This window comes from Rhodococcus sp. B7740, assembly GCF_000954115.1.
In the GTDB taxonomy this organism is placed as follows: Bacteria; Actinomycetota; Actinomycetes; order Mycobacteriales; family Mycobacteriaceae; genus Rhodococcoides.
Genome location: NZ_CP010797.1, coordinates 3,523,942 through 3,539,126, shown reverse-complemented (window position 1 = coordinate 3,539,126; position 15,185 = coordinate 3,523,942). Strand labels below are relative to the sequence as shown.

The 15,185-nt window shown below is 66.5% G+C and carries 14 protein-coding genes; 5 read left to right on the top strand and 9 right to left on the bottom strand.

The window, feature by feature from the left end; genetic code table 11:
* Positions 1–21 precede the first annotated feature (21 nt).
* Complete coding sequence (locus NY08_RS16265; RefSeq protein ID WP_045197508.1) at positions 22–2,544, bottom strand: ABC transporter permease; 2,523 nt, start codon at positions 2,542–2,544, stop codon at positions 22–24.
* Positions 2,545–2,597: 53 nt separating this feature from the next.
* Positions 2,598–3,332 carry an ABC transporter ATP-binding protein gene (locus NY08_RS16260; RefSeq protein ID WP_032396800.1) on the bottom strand — a complete coding sequence of 245 codons (735 nt, stop codon included), beginning with the start codon at positions 3,330–3,332 and terminating at the stop codon, positions 2,598–2,600.
* A gap of 75 nt (positions 3,333–3,407) precedes the next feature.
* Here NY08_RS16260 and NY08_RS16255 point away from each other — a divergent pair, with 75 nt between their 5' ends.
* A complete protein-coding gene (locus NY08_RS16255) occupies positions 3,408–4,172 on the top strand; it encodes a deoxyribonuclease IV (RefSeq protein ID WP_045200588.1) in 765 nt (254 codons plus the stop codon).
* On the opposite strand, the gene NY08_RS26120 is transcribed toward NY08_RS16255, so the two are convergent.
* From NY08_RS26120 to NY08_RS16230, 5 genes are all read right to left on the bottom strand, one after another.
* Entirely contained in the window at positions 4,150–4,854 is a 705-nt protein-coding gene (locus NY08_RS26120; RefSeq protein ID WP_052683843.1) for a hypothetical protein, read from the bottom strand. The two genes, NY08_RS16255 and NY08_RS26120, sit on opposite strands and share 23 nt — an antisense overlap.
* A 55-nt stretch (positions 4,855–4,909) precedes the next feature.
* Positions 4,910–5,434, bottom strand: coding sequence for a DUF309 domain-containing protein (locus tag NY08_RS16245; RefSeq protein ID WP_045197506.1), 525 nt, complete (start codon positions 5,432–5,434; stop codon positions 4,910–4,912).
* Positions 5,435–5,470: 36 nt separating this feature from the next.
* Positions 5,471–6,730 (bottom strand): multidrug effflux MFS transporter, encoded by a 1,260-nt coding sequence (locus tag NY08_RS16240; protein WP_045197504.1) that lies wholly within the window; start codon positions 6,728–6,730, stop codon positions 5,471–5,473.
* A gap of 61 nt (positions 6,731–6,791) precedes the next feature.
* Positions 6,792–7,736: an aldo/keto reductase gene (locus NY08_RS16235; protein WP_045197502.1), complete on the bottom strand. Its 945-nt coding sequence runs from the start codon at positions 7,734–7,736 to the stop codon at positions 6,792–6,794.
* 51 nt (positions 7,737–7,787) lie between these two features.
* Positions 7,788–8,720 (bottom strand): DNA-3-methyladenine glycosylase family protein, encoded by a 933-nt coding sequence (locus NY08_RS16230; RefSeq protein WP_045197499.1) that lies wholly within the window; start codon positions 8,718–8,720, stop codon positions 7,788–7,790.
* Positions 8,721–8,896: 176 nt separating this feature from the next.
* Here NY08_RS16230 and NY08_RS16225 point away from each other — a divergent pair, with 176 nt between their 5' ends.
* From NY08_RS16225 to NY08_RS16210, 4 genes are all read left to right on the top strand, one after another.
* Positions 8,897–10,090: an MFS transporter gene (locus NY08_RS16225; RefSeq protein WP_045200586.1), complete on the top strand. Its 1,194-nt coding sequence runs from the start codon at positions 8,897–8,899 to the stop codon at positions 10,088–10,090.
* A 102-nt stretch (positions 10,091–10,192) separates the two neighbouring features.
* A complete protein-coding gene (locus NY08_RS16220; RefSeq protein ID WP_045197498.1) occupies positions 10,193–10,762 on the top strand; it encodes a ribonuclease H family protein in 570 nt (189 codons plus the stop codon).
* Positions 10,763–10,954: 192 nt separating this feature from the next.
* Positions 10,955–12,358, top strand: a complete 1,404-nt coding sequence (locus NY08_RS16215) for a hemolysin family protein (RefSeq protein ID WP_045200585.1) — start codon at positions 10,955–10,957, stop codon at positions 12,356–12,358.
* On the top strand, positions 12,355–13,368 hold the full coding sequence (locus NY08_RS16210) for a hemolysin family protein (RefSeq protein WP_045197496.1): 1,014 nt from the start codon (positions 12,355–12,357) through the stop codon (positions 13,366–13,368). The genes NY08_RS16215 and NY08_RS16210 overlap by 4 nt, the downstream gene beginning before the upstream one ends.
* Positions 13,369–13,377: 9 nt before the next feature.
* Here the strand turns inward: NY08_RS16210 and NY08_RS16205 are convergent, their stop codons facing one another.
* Together NY08_RS16205 and NY08_RS25880 are read right to left on the bottom strand one after the other, a co-directional pair.
* On the bottom strand, positions 13,378–14,262 hold the full coding sequence (locus tag NY08_RS16205; RefSeq protein WP_052683842.1) for a pirin family protein: 885 nt from the start codon (positions 14,260–14,262) through the stop codon (positions 13,378–13,380).
* An 87-nt stretch (positions 14,263–14,349) separates the two neighbouring features.
* Complete coding sequence (locus tag NY08_RS25880; RefSeq protein WP_143544362.1) at positions 14,350–14,724, bottom strand: hypothetical protein; 375 nt, start codon at positions 14,722–14,724, stop codon at positions 14,350–14,352.
* Positions 14,725–15,185: the final 461 nt, after the last annotated feature.

Genomic DNA, 15,185 nt, shown 5'->3' with positions numbered 1-15,185 from the left:
CGGTCGGTTTCGGGTACGCCCCTACAGGTCCGCGATGGCCTCGAGCGGCTTCGTGCGTGCGGCTCGGACGGCGGGCCACAGCGCCGCCAACACACCGACGACAGCGGATCCGAGCAGCATCGCCACCACCTGGCCCCACGGCACGGTCATGGTGCCCAGGCCCTCGTCGCGCAGAGTCTGCACGAATCCCCACCCGAACGCGATGCCGAGGACGACGCCCACTATCGCGCCGAACAGGGCGATGAGCAGCGACTCGAGATAGATGATGCGTCGGACCTGAGGCCGCTGCATGCCTATCGCACGCAGCATGCCGATCTCCCGACGCCGCTCCACGACCGACAGGGCCAGCGTGTTGACGATGCCGAGCACGGCGATGACGACGGCCAGTGCCAGCAATCCGTACAGAACGGCGAGCAGGGTGTCGATCTGTTGACCCTGGCTACCCTTGAACTCCTCCACGTCCTGGACCTGGACGACGACGAACGGCTTGGTCGCGGCCTCGAGGTCGGTCCGCAACGTGTCCAGGTCTGTACCGGGCGTGGCCTTGACCAGAACCAGGATGTCGGACCGGGTGATGGACGGCGTCACCTCCTGGTAGATGTCGCCCGAGACGATCCAACTCCCGATGAGCGGATTGTCGGTGAACACGCCGGTGACGGTCACCGGGACCGACGCCCCGTCCACGGTGTCGAAGGTGACCTCGGTTCCGACCGTCCACCCGCGCGTCGCCGCTTCGGTCTCGGACACCGAGAATCCGTCGCTGTCGAGGTCTGCAGTGCCCTGAACCATCGACAGCTCGAGCAGTCCCTCGGGTGAGCCGTCGATGGCGGCGCCGTACTCCTCCTGGCCGGCGATGGTGACGAACACCGGGTGCAGTACCGCTGTGCGGTCCACGCCGGTCACCTGCTGTGCTGCAGTCGTGGCACCGGTCGGAACACCGATCGACTGCGGACCGGAGAGGATGTAGTCCGCCTCGACGCCGGTGTCCACGAGTGAGTCGACACTGGCCTTGGCGGTGGATCCGAGCACGCCGATGACGGTGACGAGCATCAGTCCGAGCATCAGGGCGAAGGCGGTGGCCGCGGTGCGTCGCGGGTTGCGTACCGAGTTGGTCCTGGCCAAGCGCCCGATCGCGCCGAACGGACGGGTGATGACGGCACCCAGCGCGCCGACCACCGGCCGTGACAGCGACGGTGCGGCCAGTGCGGTGGCGACGATCAGCGCGACGGCTCCCGCGCCGACCGTGGCAGCGGCAGCCCCGCCGGTCGACTGCGCGCCGATGATCAGTGCGGCTGCGCCTGCGATTCCCAGGCCGACGCCCACGAACGTCCGGGTGCGCAGGGTGTCGCCCGCAGAGGCGAACTCCTCTCGCATCGCGGCGACCGGCGGAATCTTGGCCGCTCGTCGGGCCGGTGCGTACGCGCTCAGCACGGTGACGAGGATGCCGACGGCGAAGGCGACGACAACGGTGCGCGGCTCCAGTGCCAGCGGTCCCGACGGCAGGCCCAGGTCGAAGGCGTTGAGCAGTGCCCGTAGGCCGTAGGCGAGCCCGACTCCGCCGACGAAGCCCAGGACGCTGCCGATGACGCCCACGACGAGGGCTTCGAGGACGACCGATCGGCTGACCTGTCCTCGGCTGGCTCCGATGGCGCGCAACAGTGCCAGTTCGCGGACGCGTTGCGCGACGATCATCGAGAACGTGTTGTAGATGATGAAGGTGCCGACCAGAAGGGCGATCCCGCCGAAGGCGAGCAGGAAGTAGTTGATGAACGACAGCGCGGACTCGACCTCGGCCTGAGTCTCGGCCTGTACGTCCGCGGCGGTCTGGACCTTCAGATCGGGGAATGCCGCGGCGATCTCGTCGCGAAGATCGCTCTGACCCAATCCACGTGCGGCGAGATCGTTGCCCGCGACGTCGATGTACTGCACGTGAGCGCCGTCGGTGAACAGCTCGTTCGCCTGGCTCTGCACGAACTGGATTCCGATGTAGCCGCCGGATTCGGTTGCCGTGGAATAGATTCCGCTGACGGTGACGTCGGTGATGCCCTTGGACGGCACGAGGACCTGGGTGGCGTCACCCACTTTCAGGCCTGCGCGCTCGGCGCCACCGGCGTTGATGGCGATCTGACCGGGAGCGGTGGGAGCCGAACCCTCGACGAAGGTGGTCGGATCGCCGAGTCGTTGGTCGTCCGGGAGGTACGACTCACCGATGGTCGGTGCGCCGCCGGACTGGACGGCGGCACCGTCCGAGCCCAGCAGTACCAACTGTCCGCCGACGTACGGGGACACGGCGCGCACGTTCGGCAACGCCGAGATCGCTGCGATGTCCTCGTTCGGCACGCCGGAAGAGCGCGCGTCCTCGGGGCTCACTCGAACGTCCGCGCCCTGTGCGGTGTCGGCGAACAGCGAGGAGAAGGTGCGCTGGAGGGTGTCGGTGAAGACGAACGAGCCCGCGACGAACGCCGTGCCGAGCACGACGGACAGCACGGTCAACGCCAACCGAACCTTGTGTGCTGCAAGGTTTCTCAACGACACCTTGCGCATGGGATTGCCCGACGGCTTTTGCCGAGGAGGTTTGTTGGAAACGGAATGCGCCATTATCGGACCGTCTCCAGCTTCTTCATCCGCTCGAGTACGGCGTCGGCCGTGGGCGAGTTCAGCTGATCGATGACCGCACCGTCGGCGAGGAACACGACGCGGTCGGCGTAGCTGGCCGCGCGTGGATCGTGCGTGACGATGACGACGGTCTGGTCGAATTCGTCTGCGGCAGTGCGCAGAATCGACAGCACCTCGCCGGACGAGCGAGAATCCAGGTTACCGGTCGGCTCGTCGCCGAACACGATGTCGGGCCTGCCCGCCAGAGCACGCGCGCACGCCACTCGCTGCTGCTGCCCGCCCGAGAGTTCGCTGGGACGGTGATCGAGGCGATCGCGCAGGCCCAATTTGTCGACCACGGTGTCGAGCCAGGCCTGGTCCGCTGCGCGGCCCGCGATGTCGAGCGGCAACGTGATGTTCTCCAGCGCGGTCAGTGTCGGCACCAGATTGAACGCCTGGAACACGAATCCGATTCGGTCCCTGCGCAATCCGGTCATCTCCTTGTCGGAGAGTGCCGTCAACTCGGTGTCGCCGATGGTCACCGTGCCCGAGGATGCGTTGTCCAATCCGGCCAGGCAGTGCATCAGCGTCGACTTGCCCGAACCCGACGGTCCCATGATGGCGGTGAATTCGCCGCGCGCGAAGTCGACGCTCACCCCCGACAGTGCGTGAACCTGGGTGTCCCCGGATCCGTAGACCTTCGATACGTCGACCGCACGTGCGGCAATGTCGCTCATGCGTGCCAGTGTTCCAGCGTTCCGCGCCCGTCGCTATCAGGGGAGACCCTGAACACCACCCCTATGATGGGCGTCATGCGCATCGGAGCCCACGTCCGCGACAGCAGCGACCCTCTCGGTACGGCCGAGGCGCTCGGCGTCGACCTCGTCCAGATGTTCCTCACCGATCCGCAGAAGTGGAACAAACTTTCCCCGCACCCCCAGGGCGAGGCGTTGTTGACCGGCGACGTCGACGTGGTGGTGCACTCGTCCTACGTGCTCAACGTGGCGAGTTTGAACAATCGGATCCGCATTCCCTCGCGCAAGGCCGTCGTCGAGCAGGCTGCTGCTGCGGCCGAGATCGGGGCCATCGGTCTGGTCGTCCACGGCGGCCACGTTCGTGAGGGCGAGGACACCGCGAAGGGAATCGACAACTGGCGCAAGCTGTTCGAGCGCCAGGCGGAGCAGGGTGGCTTCGCCGTGCCGATCTTCGTCGAGAACACCGCGGGCGGAGACTCCGCGATGGCACGCCACTTCGACGACATCGCCCGGTTGTGGGACGCGATCGGTGAATTCGGTGCCGGATTCTGTCTGGACACCTGCCATGCGTGGGCCGGGGGCGAAGATCTGGTCGACGTGGTCGACCGAATCAAGGCCATCACCGGACGAATCGATCTGGTGCATCTGAACAATTCACGCGACGAATTCGACTCGGCGCGAGACCGGCACGCGAATCTGGGCACCGGAACGATCGACGCCGAGATCCTGACGGCCGTCGCGCTGGCGGCCGACGCGCCGGTGATACTCGAGACTCCGCCCGAGGGGATCGAAGACGACGTCAGGCTGCTGAAGAGCCTGTAGCAGCGGGCGTCGTCGTCGCCAACTGGCGAACGGTGTCCGACCACAGTCGGATCAGCTCGTCGGCTCCCCGCAGGCCGTGCGCCCAGGTGATTCGTGCCAGGGCAATGCCTGTGTCCGTCACCGTGATTCCGATGTCGATGGCGTGGTCGCGGCTGGGCTCGGCCAGGGCAGAGTCGCGGACGACGATCTGCGCTCCCGCGCGGCAGGCCAGCGCGGGATAGTTGCGGGTCAGCGCATAGTCGCGGCCGGCGTTCGGCACCGAGGAGAGCCGCCTCGAGACATCGTCGAGAAGGTGTTCGGCGTGGGAGGGCACGGTGAGGGCGTCGGTGTGGACCGCGGGGAGTCGGACCGGGTGAACGGCACCGGTGCGATCGAGATCGAGGTCGACCAGCGCGCCGGCCGAGGAGCCGCGACGGTTGTTTCTCTGCCACGTGGATACGGCCGAGCCCAGGGCGGCCAGCAGCAGAACGCGGCGGCGATGCGGACCGTCGGGCAGTGCGAACGTCATCGACGTCTGCTCGAATCTCGTGAACTGTTCGGTGAGCAACGGTCGCTCCGCCGGGGTCAGGACGGCGACCCAGTACGGGACCTGTTCGGCTACCTCGGTGCAGAGAGTGCGTCCGAGCTGGGCCGGGCTGATCGTCTCGCGGTGCACGAGTCTCAGCGGTCCGAACACGCTCATGCCGGCGACCCCACTTCCGATCGGATTGTCCTAGCCTTACCTAACCTTGCTCAGGTTAGCTCGAGCCGGAATCGGACGCCAGGACGCCCCCGTCGGGATCGGTTCGGTCGGTGGTGCGCAGCGCCGGAATGCCGGGAGAGGCCGGTAACCTTCCGGTCTCGAGCTCGCCGAGCAGGCCCTCGGACCAGGTCAGCAGACCGGCGACATCGACACGATGCGGAGGGTCGGCCTCGAAACCGATGAGCCGGTCGTGTCCTTGCCGGAGCAGCGAACCGGCACCGACGCGGTTGCCACGCATCAGATGGGTCAAACCGACGGCGAGTTGGGCCAGGCCCTGCCACAACGGACGCTCGTCGGGCGAGCAGCTCTTCCACGTGCCTTCCAGTACCTCGTGCGCATGGAACGGCATGTTCGCGTCGAGGAATCTCTGGGCTTCGACGAGTGCGGCGGCGGGCGGAAGCCGGAGGTCGTCGGGCACGCGTGGGGTTCCGTTGCCGCCGCGAGCGAGGGGCCGCCCGAGACCGTCCCGAGGCCTGGCGTTCAGGGGCTTACCGTGCGCATCACGTTCACGTTCGGCCATGGCGGAAACCCTAGCGGGTGGTGGCCCGCTCCGAGCTCACAGTCGCGACGACGTGCGTGCGGTGACGACACCCTGAGCTGCCAGTGCGGCGGCAGAGGTCGCGACCATCGTGGTGGACACGGCAACGGCGTCGTTTCCGAGGGCACCGACGATCGGCGCAACGATGGCACCGAGCCCGAACTGAGCTGCTCCGAGAAGGGCAGCGGCACCGCCTGCGGCCTCACCGTGCCTGGACAGCGCGAGCGCAGGTGCGTTCGGCATGACGAATCCGACGGCACCGAGCACGAACCACAGCGGAATCACGAAGCCGGCCATCCCACCGATCTCGGCGATCGCCAGCACGGCCATGACGCCGCCCGCGAGCACGGCGAACGACAGTGCCGCCAGCACGATCTGCACCGGAGCGAAGCGTCCGAGCAGGAGGACGTTGAGCTGAGATGCACCGATGAGCGAGATCGCACCGGCGGCGAAGACGATGGCGAACTGCTGCTCGTCGAGGCCGAATTCCTCCTGCAGAACGAACGACGAACCGGCGATGTACGCGAACAACGAGGACATCGCGAGGGCCGCGACGAGAACGAGCACCACGAACTGTGCGTCGCGCAGCAGAGAGCGGTAGGTGCGCAACACCGGCATGACTCCGCTCGCGCGACGACGCTCGGGCGGCAGCGTCTCGCGTAGCGACACGATTGCCAGTGTCATCAGGGCGACGCCCATGATCGCCAGCGCGGCGAACACGAGACGCCACGATCCCACCAGCAGCACGGCACCGCCGAGCGAGGGTGCCAGCACGGGTGCGACGCCCATGACGAGCATCAGCCGGGACAGCACGGTTGCGGCCGCGCGGCCGCTGAACAGGTCTCGCACGATGGCCATCGCGACCACTGCAGCGGCGGCGGCACCGAGACCCTGCACGACGCGTAGGCCACCGAGAACGGCGATGTTGGGAGCCACGATGCAGGCGACGGAGGCCAGGATGTGCACTCCGGTACCGACGATGAGCGGTAGTCGTCGGCCGACGATGTCCGAGAGCGGCCCGATGACGAGCTGACCGAGGGCGAGGCCGATCAACGTGCCTGCGAGGGTGAGCTGCACCGCCGACGACGGGGTGTTCAGGTCGTCGGCGATGGCCGGAAGAGCCGGCAGATACATGTCGATGGTCAGCGGACCGAGCGCGATGAGTGCGCCGAGAACCAGGATCACCCGCAGGCGTTCCTTCGACGTCGGCTCGGGAGAGGTGTTCGTCGCTGGTGCTACGGGTGTCTCGGCTGCTGTCGTGTTCGGTGCTTGGGCCACCCGACGTTCAGCAACCGGGGTACTCGTTCTGTTCCCGGTTGCTGACTACAACTTTCGTGTCCTATGCCACGGCGTCGGACAGTACGGTCAGCTTCTTCACTTCCTGGCTGGTCAGAGGCAATGCGGGTGCGTCGAGCAGAGCCGGTAGCTGGGAGATCTTGCTCGCGCTGGCGATCGGGGCGGTGACGCCCGGTCGCGCGAGCAGCCACGCGAGGGCCACGCTCGAAATCTCCGCCGAACGTGATTCGGCGATCTCACGTAGGCCTTGCACCACGTCGAGACCGGCGTCCGAGAAGTAGCCCGTGGTCAGACGTTCGCGTTGCTTGCCGGCCAGGTCCTCTCGGGTGCGGTACTTACCGGTGAGGAATCCGGCGGCGAGGGAGAAGTAGGGAAACACGCCGAGATCGTTCTCGACGGCCAGATTCTGCAGCTCGCCTTCGTAGTCACGGCGGGCGACCAGGTTGTAGTGCGGCTGCAGTGCGATCGGTGCCGCGAAACCGTTGTCTCGGGCGAGGTCGAGCCATTCACGCACCCGCGCCGGGGTGTAGTTCGAGATGGCCACGTACCGCACCTTGCCTGCCCGTACCAGTGCGTCGAACGCGGCGAGGGACTCGACCAGCGGAGTCTTCTCGTCGTCGTAGTGCGCGTAGTAGACGTCGATTCGGTCGGTCTGCAGCCGAGCCAGCGACGCGTCTGCGGCGGCACGGATGTTCTCCGGGGCCAGTCCGCGGAAGTCGGGATGTTGGCTGACCTTGGTGGCGATGACGACATCGTCCCGGTTTCCGCGGGCTCTGGTCCACTTGCCGATGATCGTTTCGGACTCACCGCCGGAGTTGCCGTCGGCGAATGCCGAGTACGAATCTGCGGTGTCGACGAAGTTGCCTCCGCCTGCGGTGAACGCGTCGAGGATCTCGAACGACTCGGCCTCGTCGCTGGTCCAGCCGAACGTGTTCCCGCCCAGAGCGAGCGGAAAGATCTCCAGATCGGAACTACCGATGGCAACCACAGACAAACTCCTTACGTTGGCGAACAACTCGACTGTACGAGCAGTGAAGGCTCAGTGCCACGTGTGATCCACCAGCGCGGTGCGCGGACCGAACTTGGGCTTGGTGGCCTTGCCGCTCAGATACAGCAGCCGGATCGCGCGATGTCTGTGCGGTGTCAGGGGCCGGAGATACTCGACCATCTCCGCGTCGTCGATCGGCCTACCCAACAGCGACCAGCCCACCACCGACGCCAGGTGATAGTCGCCCACCGACAATGCGTCGGGATCCCCGAGGGCGCGTTGCGCGGTCTCGGCCGCCGTCCAGACGCCGACGCCCGGGATGGCCCGCAGCCTGCGCGCAGCGTCCTCGGATGTCATTCCCGACGCCTCCTCCAGACGACCGGCCGCGCAGGCAACGCGGACGATGGTCTTGGACCGGGCCGGGTCGACGTTGGCGCGGTGGTACTCCCACGACGGGATGCGGCGCCACACGTCGGGTGTCGGGAAGACGAACATCGGCTTCGGCGTCGGACCCGGTGCCTTCTCACCGAACTTGGTCACCAGGTAACGCCACGACCCGAAGGCCGAAAGTCCGTGTACTCGTTGCTCGATGATCGCCGGGATCAGGGCCTCGAGCACCAGCCCCGTTCTACCCAGTCGCAGGTGCGGCAGCCGCCGGTGGGCTTCCTGGAGAATCGGGTGCTCGGGTGCGAACGTGGAGGCATCGTCGTCCACTCCGAGGAGCGCGGGTGCCGCGTCCAACAGGTCGGGTGCACCGGGGCCCCACGCTCGAACCTGGGCACTCGTCGGCGAGGTCTGGGTCAGGCGGTACGTCACCGGACCGGAGCTCATGCGCGACGTGCGCCAGATCCCGCCGTCCGGCGTCGACTCGTACGTGGGATCACCTCGGCCCCGACGCAGCGGCGACACCGACATCCGAACGTCGATCCTTTGTTCGGAGGTGACGAGTCGGACCACCCCGTCGGAACCGGCGTCGTCGGGCATCGGTTCTTCACCTCCGAAGGGTCGTGGCCGTGTGGCCCGAATGGGTCCTCGGCGGGGCGTCGATCGGCACGATCGCAGTACCGACGGCAAGATACATAGTGCCCCGCGGAACGCGGGATCACCGCACGGACTCCCTCGCCGCGTCCGGTTCCATCGACACCATCAGGAGGTTCTTCGTGACTCGATCGCGCGCAGCCGCGTTCGTCGGAGTTGCCTACGCGTTCGTCGTGGCGATGATGGGCACGACGATGCCGACGCCGCTCTATGCGCTGTACGAGATCGAGTTCGGCTTCTCCGTGTTCGTCGTCACCCTGGTGTTCGCGGCGTACGCGGTCGGTGTACTCGGTGCTCTGCTGGCCTTCGGCCGCTGGTCCGATTCGCTCGGGCGTCGGCCGATGCTGTTGGCCGCCATCGCTTTCGGACTGGTCAGCGCCGTGGTGTTCGTGTTCGCCGAGTCGTTGACAGCCCTGGTGATCGGACGCCTGCTGTCCGGAATATCGGCAGGCATCTTCGTGGGCACCGCGACGGTGACCTTGATCGAAGTGGTACCGGACAAGTGGCGCGACCGAGCCCCGGCCATCGCCACCGCGGCCAACATCGGCGGACTCGGCCTCGGTCCGTTGGTTGCGGGACTGTTGGCCGAGTACCTTCCCCAACCGCTGCGCCTGACGTTCTTCGTCGATATCGTCCTACTCGTCGTGGCAGCGGTGGCGGTGTTCCTCGCGCCCGAGACCGTCAGGGTCGCACGCGGTGCCCGGCCGCACATGCAGCGCTTGTCCGTACCGGCGGATGTCCGCGGCACGTTTCTGCGCGCCTCGATCGGTGGCTTCGCCGGGTTCGCGGTACTCGGACTGTTCACCGCGGTCTCACCGGGATTCATCGCCGGCGTGCTGCAGATCGACAACCACGCGGTGACGGGTGCCGTGGTGTTCGCAGTCTTCGCCGCATCGGCGACCGCGCAGATCACCGTGCGCAAGGCCGACCCGACGTCGGCGCAGCGGTGGGGTTGCGTGGTCCTGATGCTCGGACTGGTGTGCCTGGCAGTGTCGTTGCTGGTGGCGTCGCTGACGGTGCTGATCGTTGCGGCTGTGCTGTGCGGAGTGGGGCAGGGTGTGACGTTCAGCAACGGCATGTCGGCCGTCGACGCGGAACTTCCGCCGCATCGTCGAGCAGAAGTGACGTCGACGTTCTTCGTGGTGCTCTACGTCGCCATTTCGGTCCCGGTCATCGGCGCGGGAGCTGCGGCGAGCGAGTGGGGACTGGTGGCGGCGGGGGTACTGTTCTCGGCCGTGATCGCCGTGTTGGCCGGACTGGCGTTCGTGTTGCTCACCGTGGACGGTAGGAAATCGCGGGTCGCTCGCGTGCCCTGATACGCGGGGGCGGTCGTGCCTCGTACCCATCGGGCAAGTCCCGCGGCGTTCGTGCGCGAGTCACCCGGGCTTTGTCGGTGCCCCGACGTAGGGTCTGAGACCGTGATCATCGTGAGTACGGACGGCTCGTGTCTGCGTAACCCCGGCGGAGCAATCGGGTGGGCGTGGGTCAACCACACGGGGCCGAGCAACTCCGGCGGTGAGCCCTCGGGCACCAACCAGGTCGCCGAGCTCAGGGCCCTGCTGGAGGCGGTGCTGGCGCACCCCGGCCCCGAGCCGCTGTTGATCGAATCCGATTCGCAATACGCCATCAAGTGCGCGTCCGAGTGGCTCGCAGGCTGGAAGCGCAAGGGCTGGAAAACTGCGGGCGGTTCCCCGGTACGCAACCTCGAGCTCGTGCAGAGCATCGAGCGAGCCATCACCGAACGCGAAGGTCCGGTCCGGTTCCGGTGGGTCCGCGGACACGTCGGCAATCACTTCAACGAAGCAGCCGACGCCTTGGCAGGGGAGGCGGCACGCGCCGTGGCCGCAGGCGGTCCGACAGCGCCGGCCGAGAACGCGACCGACAAATCGACACCGGCCCCGGCGGATGCAGTTCCCTCGTCTCCGGTCCAGGCCCCGGCTGCGCGTGAGACGTCGACGTCCGACGACGCGGTTCCCACTCTGTTCTGATCGCTCGTTCGCCTGGACGTCGGAATCCTCCCCCGGTACTCGGTAGGATCGCGACATTCCACTCATTTCGGGATTGTCCGATACCGGAGGCGTCGAGAGCACTGTGCACTGCATAGATCCCCCTGGGCCGCCCGTGGCCGCTGCTCCATCCGAGGTCACTGCTTCGGCCGTCCGTTTTCGAGTGATCGCATGGTGATCACCGCCCTACTGTCGTTGCTCCTCGGCTTCGTACTCACCGCCGCGATCATCGCGGCCAACGGATACTTCGTGGCTCAGGAGTTCGCTTACATGTCCGTCGACCGGGCGACGCTCCGTACCGGAGCCGAGAAGGGCGACGCGTCGGCCGAGCGGGCACTGAAGGTCACCAAGCGCACCTCGTTCATGCTGTCGGGCGCGCAGCTGGGCATCACGGTCACCGGTCTGATGGTCGGCTACGTGGCCGAGCCGTTCATCGGCGAATCGCTGGGCGAGCTGCTGAGCAGCGCCGGAGTTCCCATCGCGGTGGGTATTTCGATCGGCACGGTGGCTGCCCTCGTGCTCGCGACCGTCGTGCAGATGATCTTCGGCGAGCTCTATCCGAAGAATCTCGCGATTGCGAACCCCGATCCGCTGTCCCGACGCCTCGCCCGGTCGACGCTGATCTACCTGGCCGCGTTCGGTTGGCTGATCACCTTCTTCGACAAGTCCTCCAACGCGATGCTGCGTCTGCTGCGCGTCGAACCGGTGCACGACGTGGACAGCAGTGCCACCGCCAAGGATCTCGAGAGCATCATCGACGATTCCCGGGCCAGCGGGGATCTCACCGAGGATCTGTCGTTGCTGCTCGACCGCATCCTGGACTTTCCGGAACGCGACGTCGAGCACGCCATGATCCCGCGTAGTCGGGTGGACGCAGTGACCCCCGCCACCGCCATCGGCGAGATGCGGGCGCGGATGGTGCGTGCGCACACGCGCTACCCGGTGATCGGCGACCGTGACGAGCCGATCGGTGTGGTGCAGCTGGCCGAGGTGTTGGCCGCTGCCCCCGACGACAGCCGTTCGGTCACCGAGATCATGCGAGCACCGCTGATCGTGCCCGAGCTGATGCCGCTCGAGGATGCCTTGGAGCTGTTGTCGAGCACGAAGAACGAATTGGCATGCGTGATCGATGAATACGGCGGATTCGCCGGTGTGCTGACCATCGAGGATCTCGCCGAGGAGCTGGTCGGCGAGATCACCGACGAGCACGACGAGGACATCGTCGGCGTGGAGGTTCGGAAAGACGGAGTGTGGCTCATGGACGGCGACGTCCATGTCGACGAGGTCGAACGCACCATCGGTCGCGACATGCTGTTGCCGCGAGGCGATTACGAGACACTTGCCGGCCTGCTCATCGCAGAGGGCGGAAATCTGCCCGAGGTCGGAGACACGGTGCGGATCGACCTCGCGGTGTTCGGGGCCGACCTCATGGAAGAGGTGCCGCCGCGTCCGTCGTTGGAGGTGGAGGTGCTCGAGGTCGATCGGCACGTGCCGAGTGAGCTGAGAATCAGACTCCACGAGAATTTGCCGGACGGCAGCGAGGATTCGCAGGAGTCGGACGAGGAGACGGACCGATGAACGCATGGGTCGTCGTCGCCGTGACGGTCGCGCTCATCGCGCTGAGTGCGTTCTTCGTCGTCATCGAGTTCGCTCTGCTCGGCGCCCGAAGGCACCGACTGGAGGAGAAAGCCGGAACGAGCCGATCGGTGCGGGCGGCGCTGCGCGGAATGAACGAGTTGACGATCATGTTGGCGGGCGCGCAGCTGGGCATCACTGCCTGCACCTTCGCTCTCGGTGCCGTCACCAAGCCCGCCGTCGATTCCTGGCTGGGGCCGGTGTTCACCTCGTGGGGTGTGCCGGGTTGGTTGGCCGGAACCGCCGCGTTCGCGCTGTCGCTGTTGCTCGTCACGTTCCTGCATCTGGTGATCGGTGAGATGGCCCCCAAGTCCTGGGCCATCGCGCATCCCGAACTCGCTGCCACCATCATCGGGCTACCGTCTCGGGCGTTCATCCGCCCCTTCCGGCTGTTCCTGGTGTGGGTCAACAAGATCGCCAACAAGCTCGTCGAACGGTCGGGAGTGGAGCCGGTGGAGAGCGCCGCGGTCGGCGGACGCGACGCCGAGACCATCCGCAATCTCGTCGAGTACTCGTCGCAGGTCGGTGTACTGGAACCGGAACTGCAAACCCAGATCACCCGGGTGATCGAACTCGAGACACTGACCGTCGTGACGATCACGGTGCCCGACTCCGAGGCGACCTCGGTGCCGCACGGTGCCACCGTCTCCGATGTGCAGGCGGCCGCACTGCGTTCCGGTCACCTTCGGGTTCTGCTCACCGACAGCTCCGGCGCGACGCCCGGCGTCGTGCACGTGAGAGACACGTTGCTGGCCGACGTCGGGGAGCCGGCGGCCGACTACGCGCGGGAGGCCTACACGGTCGACGGATCGACACCGGTGTACGAGTTGCTACGGCAGATGCGCAACCGCAGCGTTCAGCTCGCGGTCGTGGAGACCGGTGGACGGTTCCTCGGCATCGTCACGCTCACCGACGTCATCAAGCGGGTACTACCCACGGCTCCTGCTGCATAGCAATGTGATTCAGCCGCGAGGTTGCATCCGGCTGTTGGGCAGAGGTGGCGCGTGCAGTCGAGATCCCGGATACCCCTCGACGGTGCCGAACTGCTCGCTCTCGCGCTCGTAGGCGGCCCGGTACTCGACGACGTCCTCGTGGCTGCGGCCGACGAAGTTCCACCACATGACGATCTGCTCGCCGAACGGCGGTCCACCGAGCAGCAGCAGTCGCACCGGCTCTCGGGTCGGGTTGTGGAGATCGAGCGTCGAACTGCCCGGTTCGCGGTAGCCCAATTCGGCTGCTGCAAGGACGGTCTCGTCCATCGTCACGGTGCCCTGATCGACGATGACGCCGTGCTCGAACGTCGAGTCGACGTCGAGGGTGACGCGGGCTCCGGCGTCGAGCACGAGTTCGGCTCCGAGGAGCGGGGTGAACGTCTCCACCGGTGAGGTCTCACCGAGCAGCGAGCCGAGGAACACTCGTGCGGTCAGCCCCTGGCTCGTGTGGGTCGGTGGCACGTGGTGCTCGAAAGTGGGCGCGGTGAAGCGCGATCGAGCCGGCAGGGCAACCCACAGCTGCATGCCGTGCAGAATCTCGGTCTCCGGGGTGGAGGTCTCGGAGTGACTGATGCCGTAGCCGGCCGTCATCAGATTCAGCTCACCCGGCCGCACCATGGCATGTGATCCGACGCTGTCGCGGTGTTCGATCTCGCCGGAGAACAACCAGCTGACGGTCTGGAGTCCGGTGTGTGGATGGGGTGGCACGTCCATCGACGAGGTGTCGGGGCCGTAGTGGTCCGCGAAGCACCACGCGCCGATCAGTGAACGCTGCCGCTGCGGGAGCGTGCGCCGAACCTTCAGGGCGCGCGGGCCGCCGAGAGGAACCTCGCGTGGGGTGAGAATTTCGATCACGTCTGCTCCTGATGGCACGAAAGTCTTGGCGCTCGAATCGACTACGTGGAACAACCCGAATGCGACGAGGGCTGTTCCCGGTCCGGACTAACCGACGAGGGACGCGGTTCCGCTGAGCAGCCGCACGTCGTAGGACTCGGCCGCACCGTGCACCTCGGTCGATCCACCGTGGACCGTGTAGAGCACCGCGTAGGAGGTGAAGGTGACGGGTTGGTTGTCGTCGGAGTCGACGGCCACGCGTGGCAATACGACAAGCAGGTGGGTCCGGTTTCCGTCCGAAAGATTGTCGACGACGGTGCGAATCTCGAAACCCAGGTCCGATCGGGTGACGTCGGTGGACTCGAACGTCTGTCCGCTCAGGACGAGCTGCGCCGCCCAGACGCCTGCGGATCGATGGGCATCGACGGTCCCGGTGATGTCGTCGCCGGTGAAGTCGTAGTGATTCGCTGCGGTGAAAGGCATGGTCACAGGCTATTCCCCGGGTGGTGGAAAAACTTCGAAAAGATTTCTCATCCGGCACCCATCCACCTCGAGAGGGGCTGCGAATGCTCAATGAGACACCCGCTACTGCTGTCGCCCCCGACCGCCGTCAGTAGTGGGTGTCTCCCTTTTTGTGTGTGGGTAGACGTCCACATCGTGATGGATGCCCTCGGCTCCACCAGATCCGCCGCCCGAGACCGGATCGGAAGATTTCCGGCGAGTCGAAACGGTGATCGGTACGCTTTCGGACCTGGGCAGGTCGTTTCTCGAGGGAGCCTCATGTACGAAGACTTTCGATCGCCCGCATCGCGGCACGGCGAGCGATCGAATGCGTCGGTACAACCACGTTCGACGCGGGCGCACGGGCAGGCGCGTAGTCGGCACCGCAAACGGTCGAGCACGCCCTCGCCGCCGAGGTCGATCTCGAGTATCACCGCTCCGCC

What these genes read in the sequence shown, in the direction of transcription:
- NY08_RS16210 (WP_045197496.1), top strand. Translation starts at nt 12,355, where the DNA reads ATGAACGCATGGGTCGTCGTCGCCGTGACGGTCGCGCTCATCGCGCTG.
- NY08_RS16245 (WP_045197506.1), bottom strand. Translation starts at nt 5,434, where the DNA reads ATGGCCGAACGTGAACGTGATGCGCACGGTAAGCCCCTGAACGCCAGG.
- NY08_RS16260 (WP_032396800.1), bottom strand. Translation starts at nt 3,332, where the DNA reads ATGAGCGACATTGCCGCACGTGCGGTCGACGTATCGAAGGTCTACGGA.
- NY08_RS16265 (WP_045197508.1), bottom strand. Translation starts at nt 2,544, where the DNA reads ATGCGCAAGGTGTCGTTGAGAAACCTTGCAGCACACAAGGTTCGGTTG.
- NY08_RS25880 (WP_143544362.1), bottom strand. Translation starts at nt 14,724, where the DNA reads ATGCCTTTCACCGCAGCGAATCACTACGACTTCACCGGCGACGACATC.
- NY08_RS16230 (WP_045197499.1), bottom strand. Translation starts at nt 8,720, where the DNA reads ATGCCCGACGACGCCGGTTCCGACGGGGTGGTCCGACTCGTCACCTCC.
- NY08_RS26120 (WP_052683843.1), bottom strand. Translation starts at nt 4,854, where the DNA reads ATGAGCGTGTTCGGACCGCTGAGACTCGTGCACCGCGAGACGATCAGC.
- NY08_RS16255 (WP_045200588.1), top strand. Translation starts at nt 3,408, where the DNA reads ATGCGCATCGGAGCCCACGTCCGCGACAGCAGCGACCCTCTCGGTACG.